Genomic DNA, 21,275 nt, shown 5'->3' with positions numbered 1-21,275 from the left:
CCCAGCTCCTTCCTGGGCGGCCCCTGCCCCAAAGTGTCTTTGATCTCCTCCTTGACGACCTCACGCCCAGACGCGGTGGTATAGAAGATCCACGTGACTCCGGCCTCCTCCGTCGCGCCACGCCTCCCTGCGTCCACGCCTCGTGAGCGCACCGAATCTATCGGTAGGCAGGGAGACGCGCAGATCTATGACCGAGATCGGAACCTGCCTCCGGCTCACCAGGTGGATCAGCCTTGATACGGCCTGGTTGAGGCTCTGGGTGGCCTTCTTCCATAGCGCGTACGGGACGCCTCGAGATCCATGTCGTGTCCCGGCTGCGTGCTTGGCGGAGGCCGCCGACACCCGCCGCAGTATCAAACAGCGGCGCGCCCACCACCCGCACCGCCTGCGACGGCTGGCCGCAGCAGACCGGGGTGGGTGGTGGGCGGGCAGGTAGTCGTGAAGGAGTTACTTCGCCAGCAGCGAGCGCAGGACGTACTGCATGATGCCGCCGTGCCGGTAGTAGTCGGCCTCACCCGGCGTGTCGATGCGCACCACCGCGTCGAACTCGACGTCCCCGGCCTTGACCTTCACCGTCGCGGGGATGGTCCCGGAGTTGAGCTCCTCGACGCCGACGATGTCGAAGACCTCCTCCCCGGTCAGCCCCAGCGACTCGGCCGAGGCGCCCTCGGGGAACTGCAGCGGCAGCACGCCCATGCCGATCAGGTTGGAGCGGTGGATGCGCTCGTAGGACTCCGCGATGACCGCCCGGACGCCCAGCAGCGCCGTGCCCTTGGCCGCCCAGTCGCGCGAGGAGCCCGAGCCGTACTCCTTGCCCGCCAGCACCACGAGCGGGACGCCCGCGGCCTGGTAGTTGACCGAGGCGTCGTAGATGAAGGTGACCGGCCCGCCGTCCTGGGTGAAGTCGCGGGTGTAGCCGCCCTCGGTGCCGGGCGCGATCTGGTTGCGCAGGCGGATGTTGGCGAAGGTGCCGCGGATCATCACCTCGTGGTTGCCGCGGCGGGAGCCGTAGGAGTTGAAGTCCTTGACCTCGACGCCGTGCTCCTGCAGGTACTGCGCGGCCGGGGTGCCGACCTTGATGGACCCGGCGGGCGAGATGTGGTCGGTGGTGACGGAGTCGCCGACCTTGACCAGCACCCGCGCGCCGCGGATGTCGCGCACCGGCTCGGGCTTCTCCGGCATGCCCTCGAAGTAGGGAGGCTTGCGGACGTAGGTGGAGGCCGGGTCCCACTCGAAGGTGTCGCCGGTCGGGACGGGCAGCGTCTGCCAGATCTCGTCGCCCTTGAAGACGTCGGCGTACTTGCGGACGAACATCTCCCGGTCGATCGAGGCGTTGACGATCTCGGCGACCTCCTCGGGCGCGGGCCAGATGTCGCGCAGGTAGACCGGCCGGCCGTCGTTGCCGACGCCCAGTGGCTCGGTCTCGAAGTCGATGTCCATCGTGCCCGCGAGCGCGTAGGCGACCACCAGCGGCGGCGAGGCCAGGTAGTTCATCTTCACGTCGGGGTTGATGCGGCCCTCGAAGTTGCGGTTGCCGGACAGGACGGCGGTGACCGCGAGGTCGTGCTCCTGGACGGCCGCGGAGATCTCCTCCGGCAGCGGGCCGGAGTTGCCGATGCAGGTGGTGCAGCCGTAGCCGACCAGGTTGAAGCCGATCTTGTCGAGGTACGGCTGGAGCCCCGACCGCTCGAAGTAGCCGGTCACGACCTGCGAGCCGGGGGCGAGGGAGGTCTTGACCCACGGCTTGCGGTTCAGGCCCTTCTCCACGGCGTTCTTGGCCAGCAGGGCCGCGCCGAGCATGACGTAGGGGTTGGAGGTGTTGGTGCACGAGGTGATCGCGGCGATGGTGACCACGCCGTGGTCGATCTCGAAGGAGGTGCCGTCGGCCAGCGTGACCGGGACCTTCTTGTGCGGGCGGTTGCCGTTGAGCCTGGCGGCGTGCGGCTGGTCGGCGGGGCCGTCGTGGCCGACGGCCGGGGAGTCGGAGGCCGGGAAGGACTCGTCGGAGGCCTCGTCGGCCGGACCGAAGTCCTCGGGCTTGGCGTAGTCCTTGACGGCCGCGCGCCAGGCCCGCTTGGCGTCGGACAGCGCGATGCGGTCCTGCGGGCGCTTGGGCCCGGCGATCGACGGGACGACGGTGGACAGGTCGAGCTCGATGTACTCCGAGAACACCGGCTCCGGCGCGCTCGGGTCCAGCCACAGGCCCTGGGCCTTGGCGTACGCCTCGACCAGCGCGATCTGCTCGTCGCTGCGGCCGGTCAGGCGCAGGTAGTCGATGGTCTGGCCGTCGATCGGGAAGATGGCGCAGGTGGAGCCGAACTCGGGGCTCATGTTGCCGATCGTGGCGCGGTTGGCGACCGGGACGCTGGCCACGCCCTCGCCGTAGAACTCCACGAACTTGCCGACGACGCCGTGCTTGCGCAGCATCTCGGTGACGGTCAGCACCAGGTCGGTGGCGGTGGCACCGGGCGGCAGCTCGCCGGTGAGCTTGAAGCCGACCACGCGCGGGATGAGCATGGAGATCGGCTGGCCGAGCATGGCCGCCTCGGCCTCGATGCCGCCGACGCCCCAGCCGAGCACGCCGATGCCGTTCTCCATCGTGGTGTGGGAGTCGGTGCCGACGCAGGTGTCGGGGTAGGCCTTCCCGTCGCGGGTCATCACCACGCGGGCCAGGTGCTCGATGTTGACCTGGTGGACGATGCCGGTGCCGGGCGGGACGACCCTGAACTCGTCGAAGGCGGTCTGGCCCCAGCGCAGGAACTGGTAGCGCTCGCGGTTGCGCTCGTACTCCCGCTCGACGTTGCGCTGGAAGGCGTCGGGGTTGCCGAAGTAGTCGACGATCACCGAGTGGTCGATGACGAGCTCGGCGGGCGCCAGCGGGTTGACCCTGGAGGGGTCGCCGCCCAGCTCGCGCACGGCCTCGCGCATGGTGGCCAGGTCGACCACGCAGGGCACGCCGGTGAAGTCCTGCATGATCACGCGGGCCGGGGTGAACTGGATCTCCACGCTCGGCTTGGCGTTGGGATCCCAGCCGCCCAGCGCGCGGATGTGGTCGGCGGTGATGTTGGCGCCGTCCTCGGTGCGCAGGAGGTTCTCCAGCAGGATCTTCAAGCTGTACGGCAGGCGCGCCGAGCCCTCGACGGCGTCGAGCCGGAAAATCTCATACGACGCATCGCCGATGCGTAGCGTGTCACGGCTGCCGAAGCTGTTCGCGGACACGGTGATTCGCCTCCTCCATGGGCCAGTGCTCAGTCAAATCCTGCCGCACCTGGAGCGCACGTCTGACGTTAGGTCACCCTAACCGACAGGTTGCAGCGGGTGTCTCGACGTCAAGATATCTCGCAAAGTATCTCGACATCAAGTTAACTCGGCGGGCGCCTCATATCGGGGCGAGCCTGAGGAAGAGCAGCCCGACGATGGCGACGGACAGGATCGGCGCCAGGACCTTCTGCTCGAACGCCCTGCCGGTCTTGATCCCGATCTTCCACGGCAGCACGAACCTGGCCGCCATCGGCCACAGCACCGGGCAGCCCTTCTCGGTCATGCAGTCGCCCACCACGTGGACGAGGCAGCCGAGCCCCACCGCGAGCCCGAGCCAGGCGTAGCCGACGCCCAGCGACATGAACACCGCGTACAGCCCGGCCGTGAGCCCGATGTTGACCATGGCGGAGCCCAGCTTGTTGCGGGGGATGCCGATGCCGATCGCGCGCAGGGCCAGCCCGATGAGCAGGACGACGAGGACGTCCCTGCCGATGGGGTACCGCTCGGCCAGCCAGTGGGCGCCGAACCCGGCGGCCACGGCGAAGGCCAGCGAGTGCGTCATGCCGCGGTGGCCGCCGGCCAGCCACGACACGACCTTGCTGAGTCCCCATGTCACCGGCCCGAACGTCTGCGCGATGGTGGCGTGCGGGTGATCGAGGTCGGGCAGCATCGCCGCGCCCGCGCACAGCAACGCGCCCGCGATGAGCTCGGCGGGCGACAGGGCGGCGGCCATGATGCCGCTGTCGATGTAGCGGCTGGACTCGTTCAGCAGCGGAATCGCCGCCAGCGCCGGCGCGAGCCCCAACCAGGCGATCGCGCCCGTCATGGCGTGCGAGTGACCCATCATGATCAGAAATATACCGAGCGCGACGGCAGCGGACCGGTCACCGTGGGGACTCCACTCGAGAGGCGGGACGGGGCGCGGGGTTCTGGGACTGGGATTGGGACTGGGCCTGGGGCGGAACCGCGGAGAAACGAAGAGGAGGCCGGGAGAGACGAAGACGAGGTCGCTACCGCGGCGACAGCACCCCCCAGCCCTGCCGACGCAGAACGACCTCGTCTGAACTAGCTAACGGCAGCCCTTCCGCGGATGTTCCCGGATTCCGCGATTTTTTCGTGATCTGGATCACTTCTCGCCAACTCCCGGTCGGTGACCGTCCGCAGGAAGGGCCAGACGAGGACGGCTGCCGCCGCGGCGAACGGCGCGAACGCCACGCGAACCCCGCCGACCTGCGCGATCACCCCGGCGATGAGGGCGGCGAGCGGCATCGCGCCCAGGCCGAGCAGCCTGGCCGCCGCGGCGTACCGTCCGCGCAGCCGACCGGGCACGAGCCGCTGGGCGATCGTGCGCGCGTTGACGTTCCACAGCGTGCCGCCCATGCCGCCCAGGAACGCCGCCACCCCCACCGCCCACGCCCGCGGCGCCACCACGGGCACGAAGACCATGAGGAAGGTGCCCACCAGGTCGGCGAACAGCGCCCACCGCACGCCCAGCGCCCTGTTCACCAGCGTCACCGTGGCGGCGCCGACGAGCCCGCCCACGCCGATCGCGCTGATGAGCATGCCGTATCCGGAGGCGCCGAGCCGCAGGACGTCGGTGGCGTAGAGGGGCATCAGCGCCAGCCAGGCGCCCCACGACCCGCCCAGCACGGTGATCGTCAGGCTGAGCGTGCGCAACAACCGGTCGCGCCAGAGGAAGGCCAGCCCTTCCTTGATCTCCGCCCACACCGACGCGACCCGCTCATCACCCCTCACCCCCGCCGTCGACCGCCCCGCCTCCACGGCTCCCGCCGCACCCGCAAGGCTCGCCGTCGGCGCGCCTGCGACGGCTCCCGCGCGCGGCTCCGGCGGAGCCGCCCTTTCGGCGCGGAAGCGCCCCACCAGCAGAGCGAGCAGCAGGGCGCCGAGTGCGAAGCCCGCGGCGGCCGAGCCCAGCGCCAGCGACACCCCGATGCCCGCGAGCAGGCCGCCCACCGCCGGGCCCGCGAACTCGTTGGCCACCGTCTCCGCTCCCGCGATCCATGCGTTCGCCCGCGTGAGCCGCCGCCCCGGCACCGCCGCCGGGACCAGCGCCACGATCGCCGAGCTGACGACGACCTCCGCCAGCCCCATGGCGAACCCGGCCGCATACAGCAACGGGAGGCTGAGCAGGCCCGTCGTCAGCGCGACGAGCAGCACGGCCGCCGCGGCCAGCCGTACCAGGTTGGCCAGCACCGCCAGCCGCCGCCGGTCGGCCCGGTCGACGAGCACGCCGACGTGCAGCGAGGCCAGCAGCCACGGCAGCGTCAACGTCATCCCCACGCCCGCGACCAGAGCCGGGGAGTCCGTCAGCCCGACGGCCAGGACGGGAAGCGCGATCCTGCCGATGCCGTCGGCCAGGTTCGTCACGGCCGTGAAGCCCACGAGCACCGTCTCGTTCCGCATCTTCACCACCTATCGGATTAGCAGGTTAGAGCATAACCGGCTAAGTGGTTTGATGGAATACGTGGAACCCACGAGAGAGACCCTGCTGCTGGAGTCGTTCGCGAACACCGTCGACATCGAGGAGGGCACCGATCTCCTGGACACCCTCCACGGCCTGCGCGACTGGCTCGCCTCGCACGGCCTGCCCGCCGAGGCGCGCGACGCCGACCTCAGGCGCGCCCGCGCCCTGCGCGCCGGTCTGCGCGAACGCCTGCTCGCCGCCAACGGGGAGACGCCCGACCCGACCCCGATCGCCGAGGCCGAGGCCGTCCTGCGGACCCTCCCCCTGACCGCGCGGCTGGACCCCGAGGATCCCCTGCGCGGCGACGATCCGCTGACCCCCGTCGCCCGCGCCTGGGTGATCACGGCGGCCACCGGCGAATGGCTGCGGCTCAAGCAGTGCCCCAACCACGAGTGCGGCTGGGTGTTCTGGGACGCCACGCGCAGCCGTACCCGCAGGTGGTGCTCCATGCGGGTCTGCGGCAACCGCGCCAAGGCCCGCGCCTTCGCCGAACGGCGGCGCACGACGTAAGCGGCATCACCCGCGTCCCTAAATACCCCACCGTGCGCTGTATGTGAGAGATGGGGGCTTGCCGGCGATCTGTTCTAGATATATCTTTGACCCATCGAGAACAGTCTAAGGAGTATCACCATGAGTTCCACACACGCACTTGGCGGCCCCTGGCCCGACCCGCGCCAGCTCAGGCGCGCCGCCCGCGAGGCCGTCCGCGCCCTTTCCGAGGCGTGGGAGCACGGCGGCCCCCGGCACCACGGCCCCCGCGAGGGCGGGCCGCACGAGCACCGGCACCGCGGCCGGCGCGGTCCCGGACCGTTCCCCTTCCCGTGGGACTTCGGCCGTCCCCCGTTCGGGCCGGGCGGCCCGTTCGGCCACCGGCACGGCTGGGGCGGCCGCGGGCGCAAGGCCAAGCGCGGCGACGTCCGCGCCGCGATCCTGGCGCTGCTCGCCGAGGAGCCGCGCAACGGCTACCAGATCATCCAGGAGATCGCCGAACGCAGCGAGGGCGGCTGGAAGCCCAGCCCCGGCGCGGTGTACCCGGCCCTCCAGCAGCTCACCGACGAGGGCCTGGTGGTGTCGGAGGAGGCCGAGGGGCGCAAGACGTTCCGGCTCACCGACGCGGGCCGCGCCTACATCGAGGCCCACCCCGACGAGGTCCGCTCCCCCTGGGACGAGATGCGTCCCGACATCGACGACAACGCCGCCGACCTGTGGGACATCGCCCGGCAGTCGGCGTTCGCGATGATGCAGATCCTGCAGACCGGGTCGGAGGCCCAGATCCGGCAGGCGCGCAAGACCCTCACCGAGACGCGCCGCAAGCTGTACCAGATCCTGGCCGACGGCGACGACTCCGAGCAGGAGTGAGGACACCATGACCGACGAGCTGCGCATCGGCGACGCCGAGCGCGACGAGGCGATGGCGGCGCTGCGCGAGCACTTCGCCCAGGGCCGCCTCACCCGGGAGGAGCTCGACGAGCGCCTGGACCTGGCGCTCAGCGCCAAGACCGCGGGCGAGCTCGCCCGCGTCACCGCCGACCTGCCCGGGGAGTACGGCTTGCGCCGCCTTCCCGGGCCGGGGTACGGCCCGGGCGGTCAGGGGAACGGTCCGCGCGGGATGACGGCCTGGCCGGGGGACGGCCCGCGCGGGACGGCGGCCTGGCCGGGGGACGGTCCGCGTGGGATGCCAGCCTGGCCGGGGGACGGCTCCCGGGGCGGGCACGGCCATCGCGACCCGGCCGGCTGGCGGGGGTTCGCCTGGCCCGACCACGACCCCCGGGCCTGGCGCGCGGCGATGCACGCCCACCGTCGCGAGATGCGCCGCATGCGGCAGGCTCGTCCCTGGCGGCGCCACCGGCACGGCCCGCCGCCGTTCGTGCCGATCGTCGTGGTCGCCGTGGTCGCTGCGCTGGTGTTCGGCGGGTTCGGAATCCTCAAGGTGCTGCTGGCGATCTGGGTCGCGGCGCTGGTCATCGGGTTCGTCCGGAACGCGGTGATCCGTTCCCGGCTCTGACGCGCCGAAGGCCGCGGCCCGGCCGCCTCGGCGCCGGGGACGACTTTCCCGCAGCCTCGACGCCTTGGCGCGCGTCGCGCACCGCCCAGGCGGGATCGCCGAGCCCCACCGGCACCGGCCGCCGCCGACCCGCCGGACCGGCGCCCGGGCGGGCGGGGATCCTCCGGCTCTGTCTCCGGCATCCGACCGTGCCTGCTCCGAGACGGTACGGCCTGCGTCACACGGAACGCGGGGGGACGCGCTCGTCGTCGCCCCCTCCGGCGCCGTACGGCTCGCGCCACCCGGGGACGCGGGCTCCGCGCGGCGGTCGACACCGGGTGGAGCGCACCGGCTGGCAGGGGCGCGTGCCTGCCGCGCTCACGGCAAGGCGCCTGACGCACACCCCTCGCATGGCCACATGTCCGCCGCGCTCATGGCGGGCCACCTCAAGCGCATGCCTCGCCTGCAGACCACCTCAAGCGCACGCCCTACAGGCAGACCACTTCAAACGCATGCCCGGCAAGCGGGGTCACGCGCCCGCCGCATCCCCACGTCAAGGCACCTCACCCGGCGTCCAGCGACTCCCGCAGGGCCCGCATCTCCCCCGCGATGCGCTCCAGCGTCCAGTGCGCGTTGAGGCCGCTGGGGTTGGGCAGCACCCAGACCCGGGCGCCGCCCACCTTCTCCTCCTGCGGCCCGATCTTCGCCTTGGGCCGGGCGAAAGCCGTACGGTATGCCGAAACCCCCAGCACGGCCAGCACCTCGGGCCGGACGCGCTCCACCAGCGCGGCCAGCCGTACCGCGCCCGCACGCAATTCCTCGGCCGTCAGCTCGGCCGCCGACGCGGAGGGGCGGGCGACGATGTTGGTGATGCCGAGCCCGAAGGACGGGAGGAGGCCCTGCTCGGCGGGGGCGAGGCGGCGCGGGGTGAAGCCGGACAGGTGCAGCGCGGGCCAGAAGCGGTTGCCGGGGCGGGCGAAGTGGTGGCCGGTCGCCTCTGACATCAGCCCCGGGTTGATCCCGCAGAACAGCACCCGCAGCGACGGTCCCAGGACGTCGTCGATCACATCCGCAGGCTAGCCCATCTCCTTCAGGCGGCGTCCCTTGGTCTCCCGCACGAAGCGCGTCACGAAGGCGAACGACAGCGCCGCGAAGATCGCATAGCCGAGGTAGGTGAGCGGCAGGTTCCACTCAGAAAGGCGCGGGAACGAGACCGTGACCAGCCAGGTGGCGATCCACTGGGCGGCCGCGGCCACCGACAGGGCGGCGGCGCGGATGCGGTTGGGGAACATCTCGCCCAGCAGGACCCAGACCACCACGCCCCAGGAGAGGGCGAAGACGAGCACGAAGACGTTCGCGGCGACGAGCGCCACCATGCCCTGGGGCGCGGGCAGGTGGACGTCCTCGCCGGAGCCGACCCCGCTGCCGAACGCCCACGCGGCGGTGGCTACAACCGCGGGTCCACCGGCTCGGACTCCAATGCCAGCACGCCGAACACCGGCTCGTGGATGCGCCACAGCGCCTCGCCGTCCGCCAGGCGGGACAGCGCCTCCAGGCCCAGCGCGTGCTCGCGCAGGGCCAGGGACCGCTTCTTGCCGAGGAAGCGCCTGCGCAGCAGCTCCAGCGACTCGGTGTAGTCCGGCCCGTAGATGATGCGAAGGTACTCCCTCCCCCGCACCTTCACCCCCGGCTGGACACGCCCCGGGGTGTGAGCGGCCGGCTTGACCACCATGCCCTCTCCCCCGGCCGCCGTCAGCTCCTCCCACCACGACGTGGCGGCAGCACGCGACGAAGGCGAGTCGAGCGACACGAACACGTGCCGGGTCGGCGTGATCAGCTCGTGGTCGAGCAGCCCGAGCGTGGACAGGTGCCAGGCGTGCGGTTCGAGCGCGGTGGCGCGGCCCTCGCAGGCCAGGATCTGGAACGGCGCCAGCCGTACGCCCTCCAGTCCGTCGACGCGCCAGCAGTAGCGCGCATAAGCGTCGCGAAACAGGGCAGCGTTCGCCTGGCGACGCCGGGTGCGGTCCAACAGTCCGCCCACATCCAACCCGCGCCCGGCAGCCGCCTCCAACGCGGACACGGCCGCGGGGAGGGCGGCGCGCGCGGCGGCCCCGACCGAGGCGTACTGCGTCCTGATCAGGTCCATGGCCTTGGCGGACCACGGCAGCAGCTCGCAGTCGAGGATCACCCAGTCGGACTCCAGCGCGTCCCACAACGGCGAGCACGCCTCGCGCAGCCTGTCCACCAGCGGCGCCATGTCGTCGAAGAACGGCCGGCCGGTGCGCGTGTAGACGGCGCCGCTGGAGCCGTCGGCCACGCCGAAGCGCGCCGCGGCCACCTCCGGCGTGCGCGCCAGGACGGCTATCGCCCGCGAGCCCATGTGCTTCTCCTCGCACACGACCTCGGTGACGCCCGCCGCGGCGAACTCCTCGAACGCCTCGTGCGGGTGCTCCAGGTAGCCGTCCAGGGCCGACGTCTCCGGCGGCGCCATGGTCGGCGGGAGGTACAGCAGCCAGCGGGGATCGACCGCGAACCGGCTCATGACCTCCAGCGCCGCCGCGGCGTTCTCCTCGACGATCTTCACCCGGGCGCCGAACCTGGTCTCGATGTGCCGGGTGCCCTGGACGTCGCCGATGTCCAGCGTGCCCGGGTCGCGGTACCCGGGAGCGGTCAGCGGCCTGACCGGTTCGTACCAGACCTTCTCGGCGGGCACCGAGACCAGCTCGCGCTCGGGATAGCGCAGCGCGGTCAGCCGTCCCCCGAAGACCACTCCCGTGTCGATGCAGATGGTGTTGTTGATCCATTCGGGATTGGTCGTGGGGGTGTGCCCGTAGACCACCATCGCGCGGCCTCGGTACTCCTCCGCCCATGGGTACCGCACCGGCAGGCCGTACTCGTCGGTCTCGCCGGTCGTCTGGCCGTACAGCGCGAACGCCCGCACCCGGCCGGAGGCGCGGCCGTGGTAGCTCTCCTTGAGCCCGGCGTGCGCGACGACCAGCCGCCCGCCGTCGAGCTGGTAGTGGCTGAGCAGGCCGTCCATGAACGCCCTGGCCCGCTCGACGAACTCCGGCGGCTGCGTGGCGAGCTGGTCCAGCGACTCCCGCAGGCCGTGCGCGACCTTGACCTGCCGCCCGTTGAGGGCGCGCACGAGCTTCTGCTCGTGGTTGCCGGCCACGCAGATGGCGGTGCCCGCCTCGACCATGTCCATGACCAGGCGGAGCACGCCCGGCGTGTCGGGGCCGCGATCGACCAGGTCGCCGAGGAAGATCGCGGTGCGGCCCTCGGGATGCCGCAGGCCCTGCCAGCCCAGCTTGGCGAGCAGCGCCTCCAGCTCGGCGCGGCAGCCGTGGACGTCGCCGATGATGTCGAAGGGGCCGGTCAGCTCCTTCTTGTCGGACCAGGCCTTGTCGTAGGCGATCGTGGCCTGCTCGATCTCCTCCACCCCGCGCAGGACGTGGACCTTCCTGAAGCCCTCGCGGTTGATCCTGCCCAGGGAGCGGCGCAGGTCCTTCCGCTGGCGGATCACCACGCCGGCGCCGAAGTCGCGGTCGGCCCTGGACTCGTTGCGTGCGATCGCCACCGACTCGGGCACGTCGAGCACGATCGCCTCGGCCAGCACGTCGTGCCGCTTGGCCAGCTCGATGAGGCTCTGGCGGGCGGGAGCCTGGACGTTGGTGGCGTCGACCACGGTCAGCAGGCCCCGGCGCAGCCGCACGCCGACGATGTGGTGCAGCAGGTCGAAGGCGTCCGGCGTGGCCGCCTGGTCGTTCTCGTCGTCGGCGACCAGGCCGCGGCAGAAGTCGGACGAGATCACCTGGGTCGGGGCGAAGTGCCTGGCGGCGAAGGTCGACTTGCCGCTGCCCGACACGCCGACCAGGACGACAAGGCAGAGCTCGGGGATGCGGATCTCAGCCACGGGTGCCCTCCTCCGAGCCGCCGGTCGAGGCCTGCTGGTGGGTGAAGATTGCCATCTGGGTGGGCGGGCCCAGCTCGGGGTCCTCCTCGCCGACCCCCTTGTGGGCGACGCGATAGCCGTACTGCCGGGCCACCTTCTCGGCCCACGCCCTGAACTCCGCCCTCGTCCATTCGAAACGGTGGTCGCTGTGGCGGCGCGCGCCCTCGGCCAGGAACTCGTAGCGCGCGTTGTATTCGACGTTGGGCGTGGTGACCAGGACGTGGCGGGGCTTGGCGTGGCCGAACACGACCCGTTCCAGCGCCGGGAGGCGGGGCGGGTCGAGGTGTTCGATCACCTCCATGAGCACGGCCGCGTCGTAGCCGGAGAACCGCTTGTCGGTGTAGGTGAGCGCCCCCTGGAAGAGGGTGAACCGGGCGCGCCTGGCCTCGGGCATCCGGTCGAGCCTGAGTTTGCGGGCGGCGATGGCCAGCGCGAGGGTGGACACGTCGGCGCCGGCGACGCGGACGAAGCGAGGCTGGGCCAGCAGCGCGCCCACCAGCTCCCCACCGCCGCATCCCAGGTCGATGACGCTGGACACGTCGAGCTCCCGCAGCGTGGCGAGCACGGCCTCGCGCCGCAGGACGTTCAACGGCTTCGAGGGCGCCTCGGACGCGACGGCGCCCTCGACTGTTTCGGTCGTCTCCGCCGCTTCGGCGATCGCCGCCTCGTCGAGCGCCGTCTGGGCGTCCGCCGGTTCCTCGGCGACGGCGGGCTCCAGCGCCTCCTCCACCTCGTCGCCCAGCTCCGCCAGCCTGGCCAGGGCGGCGCGGGCGAGGGACCAGCGGCGGCCCAGGTAGCGGCGCGTGATCAGCCCCCGCTCGGGATGGGCCGCGAGCCAGCCCGCGCCGGCCCGCACCAGCTTGTCGACCTCGTCGGGCGCCACCCAGTAGTGCTTGGCGTCGTCGAGCACCGGCAGCAGCACATACAGATGGTTGAGCGCGTCGGCGAGCCGCAGGGTCCCGGTCAGCGTCAGCGTGACGTAACGGGAGTCACCCCACTCGGGGAACAGCGGATCAAGAGGTACGGCTGTCGCCGCCACCTGCCAGCCGAGCGGCTCGAACAGCCGGTGGGCCAGCTCCGGCCCGCCACGGCAGGGCAGCGCGGGCAGGGCGATCTCCAGCGGGAGCGGGGTGGCGGCCAGCTCCGGACGGGCGTTGCACCGCCCCGCCCTGGCGGTGCGGAACACGTCGCCCAGGGCCACGGCCAGCAGGGAGGAGGCCGCGTAGGGGCGGTCGTTGACGTACTGCGACAGGCTGAAGTCGGGCGAGGAGCGACCGCGCGATCTGACGAGCTTGACCGGATCCACCTCAAGCAACAGGGCGGCGGTGCAGCGCCGCTCGCCCGCCTCGGGGTAGAACACCGTCGCCGTGCCGAAGGACTGGCCGAACTCCTGGACCCTGTCGGGATGCTTGTGCAGCAGGAAGCCAAGGTCGGTGGCCGGTGCGGCGGTGGTCGAGATCGTCAGAAGCACGCCCCAAGTCTGCCCCAGCGACCCACGACCCGGGCAACGGCATTTCCCGCCTGTGGACAACCGCGGCCGGGCAAGCGTGGACTGTGGAGAACCATGGGCTGTGGAGAACCGCGGGCCACGGGCAGCCGCGGCCGGTAACCGCCGAAAGTCAGCCGCCGAGGAAGTCCCGCAGCGCGGCGGCGAGCTCCTGCGGCGCCTCCTCCGCCATGTGATGCCCCGAGTCGATCCGCCGGCCGCGCACGTCGTCGGCCCAGTCCGCCCAGATGGCGAGCGGGTCGCCGTACAGCTCCTCCATGTCGTCCCCGGCCGACCACAGGAACAGGGTGGGGCACCCGATCCGCCGCCCGGCCCGCCGGTCGGCGTCGTCGGCCTCCCGGTCCAGCCCGAGCCCGGCGCGATAGTCCTCGCACATGGCGTGCACCACCGCGGGGTCGTGGATGGCGCGCCGGTAGTCCTCGTACCCCTCCTCGCCCATCCGCTCCGGCGTGCCCCCGTACCAGGCGTCGGGATCACGGTTGATGATCTCTTCGGCGGGCTTGCCGGTCTGGCCGAGGAAGAACCAGTGCCACCAGGCGGCCGCGAAGCGGGCGTCGGCGCGGGCCAGGGCCTCGCCGATGGGAATCCCGTCCATGACGACCAGCTTGGTGACCGCGCTCGGGTGGTCGAGGGCCATCCGCTGGGCCACATAGCACCCCCGGTCGTGACCGGCGACGGCGAACCGGTCGTGGCCCAGAGCCCGCATCATGCCCACGCAGTCACGTGCCATGGCGCGCTTGGAGTAGGGCTCGTGGTCCGGCGTGCTCTGCGGCTTCTCGGATCTGCCATAGCCGGTCAGATCCGGACATATGACCGTGAAGTCCTCCGCGAGGAGCGGCGCGACGCGGTGCCAGGTGGCGTGCGTGCGCGGATGGCCGTGCAGGAGGAGAACGGCGGGGCCGTCCCCGCCGTGCCGTACATAAAGACCCTTGACCTTGTCTTCCGCGAAGTCCTCGAACATGATCTGCCCGCTACCCGCGCAGCGCGAAGCAACGCCGGGGCGATCAGGGCGCGGGCGCGGGGGTACGGCCCGCCGGCGCGGCGGCCAGGATCGGCGCCGGACCGAGCTGGAAGGACATGGCCCCCAGCTGGCCGCGTGGACGACACCGACCTGGACTTCCCCGAGGTGGAGCGGCGCCCACGGACACGACCAAGGAGTGGCCGAGGGCTCGGCGGAGCTCGCCGGGGGCCACATCCTGACCGCCCCGGACGGCCGTCGCGTGCGGACGGCGAGCGAGGTCGAGTTCGCCGTCGAGGGCGGTTTCTTGACTTCCTCCCCCGCCTAAAGGCGGGGGAATCCAGCCCTCACGGGCTGGATTTCCTGCTTCACAGCCAACCGCATCCGGGAGAACCCGGCATGACTCACATCAGCTCCACAGGCAGACACCGCTCGACCAGCGGCCAGAATGTTCTTCGCGGCGTTGATGTCCCGGTCGTGCCGGGTGCCGCAGCCCGGACACGTCCAGTGCCGGGTGGAGAGGCTGAGTGTGGCGAGCAGGTGCCCGCACGCCGAGCAGGTCTTGCTGGAGGGGTGCCAGCGGTCGATCACGACCAGGTGGCGGCCGTGCCTGGCCGCCTTGTACTCCAGCAGGCGGCGGAAGGCGCCCCACCCGCAGTCGGAGATCGCCCGCGCCAGCTTGCGGTTGCGGACCATGCCCTTGATGTTGAGGTCTTCGACCACGATCAGGTCATGGTCGCGGACCAGCCGGGTTGTGGTCTTGTGCAGGAAGTCGGCGCGGGCGTCGCGGACTTTGGTGTGGGCGCGGGCGACCTTCGCCTTGGCCTTGGCCCGGTTGGCGCTGCCGCGCTGCTTGCGGGCCATGCGCCGCTGGTAGCGGGCCAGGTTCCGCGCCTTGCGCTCCAGATGGCGCGGGTTGACGATCTTCTCGCCGGTGGACAGGACGGCGAAGTCGGTCACGCCCAGATCGACGCCGACCGCCGCGCCGGTGGACGGCAGCGGCTGCGGTGCGGTGCCGGTCTCCGGCGCTTCCACGGCCAGGGAGGCGTACCAGCGGCCGTCGCTGTCGCGGGAGATCGTCACCGTGGTGGGGTTGATCGTGGCCGGGTCGATGTCGGGCCAGGACCATGCGAACGCCAGCGGGCCGTCCATCTTGGCCAGGTGCAGCCGCCCGTCCCGCCAGCGGAACGCCGAGCGGGTGTAGGTCGCGCTCTGGCGGCCGTGCCGGGACTTGTAGCGGGGGTAGCGGGCGCGCCCGGCGAAGAAGTTCACGAACGCCGTGTACTGGTGCCGCAACGCCTGCTGCAACGGGACCGAGGAGACCTCATACAGGAAATCATGCTCGCCGTCGCGTTTCATCTCGGTCAGGTACCGGTCGGTTTCGGCGTAGGAGGTCTTCAGGCCCTGGGTGTGGTAGCGGGCGTGCCGCCAGGCCAGGACCTTGTTCCAGACCAGGCGTACGCAGCCGAAGGTGCGGTTCAGCACCGCCGCCTGTTCGGGGGTGGGGTAGACCCGCACCTTGTACGCCGTACGCATGCTCGTATTTTGCCGTCCCTTTGCCTGATCGGTAAGCGAAAGAAGAAGGTCATGAGTGCTTTGCGTCCTGGGCTGTCCCGGCTTCGCCGGGCCACCCCTTGCGGGGGTCCGGATTCCTCCCGGCCCTGAAGGACCGGGCTTCCTCCGGAGGTTTCGGTGAACGTCAGGGTACCGGGCGGGGCGGGAGTGCAGCTGGTGTCGGCTCCCGCCGTCCGGCTGATCATCCAGGGCTGAAGGGGGTCAGACCCGGGGCAGCACCTCCGCGGCGATCAGCTCCAGGTGCTCCAGGTCGGACAGGTCGAGCACCTGCAGGTAGATCCGATCGGCCCCGAGCTCGGCGAACCTGCCGATCTTGTCGACGACCTCCTCGGGCGTCCCGGCCAGGCCGCCCTGCCGCAGGTCGTCCAGGCTGCGCCCGATCGCCGCCGCGCGCCGCTCCAGCTCGCCCTGGTTCGCCCCGACGCACACCGTCTGCGCCGCGGAGTAGACGATGCTCCGTCCCTCGGCCGCCTGCCGTACCCGGTCGAACAGCGTCCCCGTCTCCTCCACGGTGCGGAACGGGGCGTTGTACTCGTCGGCGTACCGCGCGGCCAGGCGGGGCGTCCGCTTGGGGCCGAAACCGCCCAGGATGATCGGGGGCCCCGGGCGCTGGACGGGCTTGGGCAGCGCGGGCGAGTCGACGAGGCGGTAGTAGGCGCCCTCGTAGGAGAACGGCTTGTCCGCGCTCCACAGGCCCTTGATGATCTCGAGCTGCTCCTCGAACCGCAGGAACCGCTCGCCCGTGGGCGGGAACGGGATGCCGTAGGCGGCGTGCTCGGCGTCGAACCACCCGGCGCCGAAGCCCAGCTCCACCCGGCCGCCGCTCATCTGGTCGACCTGGGCCACGCTGATGGCCAGCGGCCCGGGCAGCCGGAACGTCGCGGGCGTGACCAGCGTGCCGAGCCTGATCGTGGAGGTCTCCCGCGCCAGCCCGGCCAGCGTGATCCAGGCGTCGGTCGAGCCGGGACCGGGGTCGCCCTCGCCGATGCGCCGGTAGTGGTCGGAACGGAAGAAACCGTCGAAACCCAGCCGTTCGGCGGCCTTGGCCACGGCGAGCAGATCGTCATAGGTGGCGCCCTGCTGGGGCTCGGTGAAGATCCTCAACCTCATGTGCTCATTATCCGGCCAACCGGCGTGGCGGCTTGCTAGCGTTCGACGCGAGAATGCGCTGTGTAGTCAAGGCAGCACCGGGGGTGGCATGCCGGGGCATCGTCGCGAGGCGGGGACGGTTCCGCGTCCGCTTGCCGTCCTGGCCGGGCTCGCGCTGGCCGGGGCCACAGCCGTGGCGGTGTGGATGCTGCCGACCAGGGCGGTGGAGGAGCCGGCGGTGGTGGCGTCTCCCGAGACCGCGGCGCCATCGGCGGGCCCGGCGCCGGCGGCGACGCCCACGAGGAAGGCTCCGGGGACTTTCGTCGCCTATGTGGACATCGCCCGGGACGATCGGCCTTCCGGCGGACCGGGGCACGGCGGGCAGTGGTACCTGGTCGGGCACGTCGTCGCCGGGCCGGACGGCTGCACGCCCGGGTGGGCCGGGCGGCGCGCGCCCGGCTCCGCGGCGGGCGTCATCCGGCGGCTGCGCGAGCAGGGCGGGGATGTGATGGCGGCCTTCGGCGGATCGGCCGGGCGCGACCTGGCGGCCAGGTGCGCCGACCCCGAACGGCTGGCGCAGGCCTACCGGCAGGTGCTCACGGCCTACGACCTCGGCCACGCCGCCTTCGAGATCGCCGCCGCCGACCCCGGCACGACGGCGCGCCGCGCCCGCGCCATCCGCGCCCTGCAGCGGGAGACCGCCGCCCGCGGCGACAGGCTCCGGGTGACCTTCACCTTCCCGCTCACCGCCCTCCCACCGGCCCAGATGGCCTCAGTGCTGAGGACCACGCGCGAGGCGGGCGCGATCGTGGACACGGTGAACCTCCTGGCGCCGATCGAGCCGCAGAGCGCGCCCGCGGGACGCATGCGGCGCCTGGCGATCGCCCTGCGCGACGCCCACGCCGCGATCGCGCGGGCGCAGGGCCTGGCCGACCCCATGGACGCCTGGCGCCGCCTCGCGATCACCGCCGTGCTCTCCTCCCCCGCGGACCTGAGCCCGCTCGACGCCCGCAAGCTGGCCGCCTTCGCCTCGCGACGCGACGTCGCGTGGCTGTCCCTGCGCGGCGCCACCCCGCGGCCCGACGTGACCGCCGCCCTGCGGCGGCCGGACCCGGCGCCGTCGACCGGCTAACGGCGATCGGGCCGCAGCACCGCCACGCACTCCACGTGGTGCGTCATCGGGAAGCAGTCGAAGGCCCGCAGGCCCGCCAGGCCGTACCCGTGATCGGCGAACCAGCTCAGGTCGCGCGCCAGCGTGGCGGGGTCGCACGAGACGTAGACGATGCGCGAGGCCTCCAGCGCGGCCACCTGGGCCACGACCTCACGTCCGAGGCCGGCGCGCGGCGGGTCGGCCACGACCAGGTCGGCGCGCTCGATGCCGAAGCGGTCCAGCGCCTCCTCCACCCGGCCCCGCTCCACCCGGGCCTGCGGCAGGTCGCGCAGGTTCCGCCGGGCATCCCGTACGGCTGCCGCCTCCGACTCCAGGCCCAGCACCGCGCCCTCGGTCCCCACGGCCTCGGCGAGCCCGGCCGCGAACAGCCCGGCCCCGCAGTACAGGTCGAGCGCCCACTCCCCCGGCTCGGGCGCCGCGTAGGCCAGCACGGCGTCGAGCAGCACCTCGGCCGCCCCGGGGTGGACCTGCCAGAAGCCGCTGCCGGTGACCTGGAACTCCCGGTCCCCCACCCGCTCGCGCACCACGCCGGACCCCCGCCGCGGCTCGGTGCGGCCCCGCCCCTGGTCGAGCAGGATCGCCGCCGGGGCGTCGAGGTCGGGCACCGGGACGCGGCGGCGCGGCCGGGGCCGTACCACGACGGCGCGGTCGCCGCCGGAGGAGGCGATCACCTCCACGGCCGCCGCGCCGGGCCAGGGACGCCGCTCGGCGCCCACGGCCTCGACCTCGGGATGGGCGATCAGGCAGGCGTCGACCGGCTCGATCTCGTGCGAGCGATGCCTGCGCAGCCCCAGCGTGCCGTCGGGGCGGGCGGCGAACTGGACGCGCGTGCGCCAACCCAGCCCGTCGGGCGCGCCCGGCACCTCCTCCACCAGGACCTTCTGCTCGATGCCGCCCAGCCGGCGCAGCTGCTCCTCGACCACCTGCGCCTTGAGCGACCGCTGCGCCTCCAGCGTGGCGTGCTGCCAGTCGCAGCCGCCGCACTTGCCCGGCCCGGCGTAGGGGCAGGGCGGGACCACCCGGTCCGGCGAGGGCTCCAGGATCTCCACCGCGTCGGCGCGGAGGAACCTGGCGGTCTCCTCGGTCACCTCGGCGATCACCCGCTCGCCGGGGAGCGCGTGCCGGACGAAGACCACGCGACCCTCGTGCCGCGCGACGCACCAGCCGCCGTGCGCGACGGGGCCGACCGTCAGTTCCAGAGCCATCCGTCCAGCTTAGGCCTTGACCTGGCGGTCGCCGGACACCTCCTCGTAGGAGGGGCGGCGCACCGACCCGGGCGCGTACGGCTCCGGGCGGGCGCTGATGCGGTCGGCCGAGTGCAGCTGCCAGGGGACGCTCGTCACCATGACGCCCGGCTTGAACAGCAGGCGGGCCTTCAGCCGCAGGGCGCTCTGGTTGTGCAGAAGGTGCTCCCACCAGCGGCCGACGACGTACTCGGGGATGAAGACCGTCACCACGTCGCGGGGCGAGCGGCGGCGCAGGGTCTTGACGTAGTCGATCACCGGCTGGGTGATCTCCCGGTACGGCGAGTCCAGGATCTTCAGCGGCACGGGGATGCCGAGCCGGTCCCACTCCTCCTGCAGCGCCCTGGACTCGTTGGCGTCGACGCCCACGGTCACCGCCTCCAGCGTGGACGGGCGGGTGGCCCGGGCGTAGGCCAGCGCCCGCATCGTCGGCTTGTGGATCTTGGAGACGAGGACGATCGCGTGGTTGCGCGAGGGCAGCATCGCCGGGTCGAAGTCGTCGGTGATGGCCAGCTCCTTGGCCACGTTGTCGTAGTGCCGCCGGATGCCCTTCATCATGAGGAACAGCACGGGCATCGCGATGCACACGATCCAGGCGCCCACCAGGAACTTGGTGAACAGCACCACGACCAGCACCAGCCCGGTCATCACGCCGCCGAAGGCGTTGATCACGCGCGAGCGCTGCATCTGGAAGCGCACCCGCGGGTCGGTCTCGGTGCGCAGGTGCCGGGTCCAGTGCCGCACCATGCCGGTCTGGCTGAGTGTGAAGGAGACGAACACGCCCACGATGTAGAGGTTCAGCAGGCGGCTGACGTCGGCCTTGAACCCCCACAGCAGCAGGCACGCGGCGGCGGCCAGGATGACGATGCCGTTGGAGAAGGCCAGCCGGTCGCCGCGGGTGTGGAGCTGGCGCGGCAGGTAGCGGTCCTGCGCCAGGATCGAGCCCAGCACCGGGAAGCCGTTGAAGGCGGTGTTGGCGGCCAGGAAGAGGATCAGCGCGGTGACCGCGGAGATCACCACGAACAGCAGCGAGCCGGTGCCGAAGACCGCGTCGGCCACCTGCGCGATGATCGGCTGCTGGTAGTAGTCCTCCCCGGCGGGGCGCCCGTCGATCAGGATGTCGTGCGCGGGATGCTCGGAGAGCTTCACGCCCGACACCAGGCCGAGCGTGATGATGCCGGAGAACATGGTCACGGCCACCAGGCCCATCATGAGCAGGGTGGTCGCGGCGTTCTTGCTCTTGGGCCTGCGGAAGGCGGGCACGCCGTTGCTGATCGCCTCCACGCCGGTGAGGGCGGCGCAGCCGGAGGAGAAGGCCCGCAGGATGAGGAACGCGGCGGCGAAGGAGGTCAGATTCGTCTGCTCGGCGACGATCTCGTAGGAGGCCGTGGGCGCGGTCAGCTGCTCGCCGAGGAAGAGCAGGCGGAAGCCGCCCCACAGGATCATGCCGATGACGCACGCCATGAAGGCGTAGGTCGGGATGGCGAAGGCCAGGCCGGACTCGCGGACGCCGCGCAGGTTCACCAGCGTGAGCAGCACGACGATCCCGATCGCCACGGCCGGCTTGTGCTCGGCGACGTACGGGATGGTGGCGCCGACGTAGTCGACGCCGTTGGCCACCGACACCGCCACCGTCAGCACGTAGTCGACCAGCAGCGCGCTGGCCACGGTCAGCCCGGCGTTCCTGCCCAGGTTGACGGTGGCGACCTCGTAGTCGCCGCCGCCGCTGGGGTAGGCGTGCACGTTCTGCCGGTAGGAGGCCACCACCGTCAGCATCACGACGACGACGGCCGCGGCGATCCACGGGCTGAAGTGATAGAAGGACACCCCCGCCAGGGAGAGGATGACCAGGATCTCCTGGGGGGCGTAGGCGACCGACGACAACGCGTCGCTCGCGAACACCGGCAGCGCGATACGTTTGGGGAGCAGTTGCTCGTGCAGCTGCCCGCTGCGCAGCGCCCGTCCGACAAGGACGCGCTTCACAAGGTCGGTTACCTTCGCCACGTAACCAGATGCTATTACCCTGACTGGCAGGCACTCTGGTGG

General features: G+C 71.9%; 16 protein-coding genes. 4 read left to right on the top strand and 12 right to left on the bottom strand.

Going from position 1 to position 21,275, the window contains the following annotated elements; translation table 11 throughout:
• Nucleotides 1-447: 447 nt before the first annotated feature.
• The 3 genes from acnA to BSB02_RS06645 all read right to left on the bottom strand — a co-directional run bounded on the left by acnA (nucleotide 448) and on the right by BSB02_RS06645 (nucleotide 5,685).
• Nucleotides 448-3,219 (bottom strand): aconitate hydratase AcnA, encoded by a 2,772-nt coding sequence (gene acnA, locus BSB02_RS06655; RefSeq protein ID WP_084957790.1) that lies wholly within the window; start codon nucleotides 3,217-3,219, stop codon nucleotides 448-450.
• A 160-nt stretch (nucleotides 3,220-3,379) separates the two neighbouring features.
• Nucleotides 3,380-4,108 (bottom strand): metal-dependent hydrolase, encoded by a 729-nt coding sequence (locus tag BSB02_RS06650; RefSeq protein WP_084957789.1) that lies wholly within the window; start codon nucleotides 4,106-4,108, stop codon nucleotides 3,380-3,382.
• A gap of 218 nt (nucleotides 4,109-4,326) precedes the next feature.
• On the bottom strand, nucleotides 4,327-5,685 hold the full coding sequence (locus BSB02_RS06645; protein ID WP_084957916.1) for an MFS transporter: 1,359 nt from the start codon (nucleotides 5,683-5,685) through the stop codon (nucleotides 4,327-4,329).
• A gap of 61 nt (nucleotides 5,686-5,746) precedes the next feature.
• Between BSB02_RS06645 and BSB02_RS06640 the strand changes: the two genes are divergently transcribed.
• The 3 genes from BSB02_RS06640 (at nucleotide 5,747) to BSB02_RS42910 (ending at nucleotide 7,751) form a co-directional block, all read left to right on the top strand.
• Complete coding sequence (locus BSB02_RS06640) at nucleotides 5,747-6,256, top strand: CGNR zinc finger domain-containing protein (RefSeq protein WP_206184540.1); 510 nt, start codon at nucleotides 5,747-5,749, stop codon at nucleotides 6,254-6,256.
• Between the two features lie 120 nt (nucleotides 6,257-6,376).
• Nucleotides 6,377-7,105 (top strand): PadR family transcriptional regulator, encoded by a 729-nt coding sequence (locus tag BSB02_RS06635; protein WP_084957787.1) that lies wholly within the window; start codon nucleotides 6,377-6,379, stop codon nucleotides 7,103-7,105.
• A 7-nt stretch (nucleotides 7,106-7,112) separates the two neighbouring features.
• Nucleotides 7,113-7,751 (top strand): DUF1707 SHOCT-like domain-containing protein, encoded by a 639-nt coding sequence (locus BSB02_RS42910; protein ID WP_084957786.1) that lies wholly within the window; start codon nucleotides 7,113-7,115, stop codon nucleotides 7,749-7,751.
• Nucleotides 7,752-8,293: 542 nt separating this feature from the next.
• On the opposite strand, the gene mug is transcribed toward BSB02_RS42910, so the two are convergent.
• The 7 genes from mug to BSB02_RS06595 form a co-directional block, all read right to left on the bottom strand.
• Nucleotides 8,294-8,797 carry a G/U mismatch-specific DNA glycosylase gene (gene mug, locus BSB02_RS06625; RefSeq protein WP_084957785.1) on the bottom strand — a complete coding sequence of 168 codons (504 nt, stop codon included), beginning with the start codon at nucleotides 8,795-8,797 and terminating at the stop codon, nucleotides 8,294-8,296.
• A 9-nt stretch (nucleotides 8,798-8,806) separates the two neighbouring features.
• Nucleotides 8,807-9,247 carry an MFS transporter gene (locus BSB02_RS06620; protein WP_084957784.1) on the bottom strand — a complete coding sequence of 147 codons (441 nt, stop codon included), beginning with the start codon at nucleotides 9,245-9,247 and terminating at the stop codon, nucleotides 8,807-8,809.
• Complete coding sequence (locus BSB02_RS06615) at nucleotides 9,178-11,646, bottom strand: polynucleotide kinase-phosphatase (RefSeq protein WP_084957783.1); 2,469 nt, start codon at nucleotides 11,644-11,646, stop codon at nucleotides 9,178-9,180. The genes BSB02_RS06620 and BSB02_RS06615 overlap by 70 nt, the downstream gene beginning before the upstream one ends.
• Nucleotides 11,639-13,156, bottom strand: a complete 1,518-nt coding sequence (locus BSB02_RS06610; RefSeq protein WP_084957782.1) for a 3' terminal RNA ribose 2'-O-methyltransferase Hen1 — start codon at nucleotides 13,154-13,156, stop codon at nucleotides 11,639-11,641. The genes BSB02_RS06615 and BSB02_RS06610 overlap by 8 nt, the downstream gene beginning before the upstream one ends.
• Before the next feature lie 148 nt (nucleotides 13,157-13,304).
• Nucleotides 13,305-14,153: an alpha/beta fold hydrolase gene (locus BSB02_RS06605; RefSeq protein ID WP_084957781.1), complete on the bottom strand. Its 849-nt coding sequence runs from the start codon at nucleotides 14,151-14,153 to the stop codon at nucleotides 13,305-13,307.
• Between the two features lie 321 nt (nucleotides 14,154-14,474).
• Nucleotides 14,475-15,686: an RNA-guided endonuclease InsQ/TnpB family protein gene (locus BSB02_RS06600; RefSeq protein WP_084957780.1), complete on the bottom strand. Its 1,212-nt coding sequence runs from the start codon at nucleotides 15,684-15,686 to the stop codon at nucleotides 14,475-14,477.
• 240 nt (nucleotides 15,687-15,926) lie between these two features.
• On the bottom strand, nucleotides 15,927-16,835 hold the full coding sequence (locus tag BSB02_RS06595) for an LLM class F420-dependent oxidoreductase (protein WP_084957779.1): 909 nt from the start codon (nucleotides 16,833-16,835) through the stop codon (nucleotides 15,927-15,929).
• An 88-nt stretch (nucleotides 16,836-16,923) separates the two neighbouring features.
• On the opposite strand from BSB02_RS06595, the gene BSB02_RS06590 reads away from it, so the two are divergent.
• Entirely contained in the window at nucleotides 16,924-17,946 is a 1,023-nt protein-coding gene (locus BSB02_RS06590; RefSeq protein WP_084957778.1) for a glycoside hydrolase family 18 protein, read from the top strand.
• Here the strand turns inward: BSB02_RS06590 and BSB02_RS06585 are convergent.
• Both BSB02_RS06585 and BSB02_RS06580 read right to left on the bottom strand, forming a co-directional pair.
• The gene (locus tag BSB02_RS06585) at nucleotides 17,943-19,190 is read right to left on the bottom strand and encodes a class I SAM-dependent RNA methyltransferase (protein WP_084957777.1); all 1,248 of its coding nucleotides are present in this window, start codon (nucleotides 19,188-19,190) and stop codon (nucleotides 17,943-17,945) included. The genes BSB02_RS06590 and BSB02_RS06585 overlap by 4 nt on opposite strands.
• A gap of 9 nt (nucleotides 19,191-19,199) precedes the next feature.
• The gene (locus tag BSB02_RS06580; RefSeq protein ID WP_084957776.1) at nucleotides 19,200-21,233 is read right to left on the bottom strand and encodes an APC family permease; all 2,034 of its coding nucleotides are present in this window, start codon (nucleotides 21,231-21,233) and stop codon (nucleotides 19,200-19,202) included.
• Between the last annotated feature and the right edge of the window lie 42 nt (nucleotides 21,234-21,275).

The sequence above is a fragment of the Thermoactinospora rubra genome (assembly GCF_002093975.1).
In the GTDB taxonomy this organism is placed as follows: Bacteria; Actinomycetota; Actinomycetes; order Streptosporangiales; family Streptosporangiaceae; genus Nonomuraea; species Nonomuraea rubra_A.
This window is presented reverse-complemented; position numbering and strand designations above follow the sequence as displayed.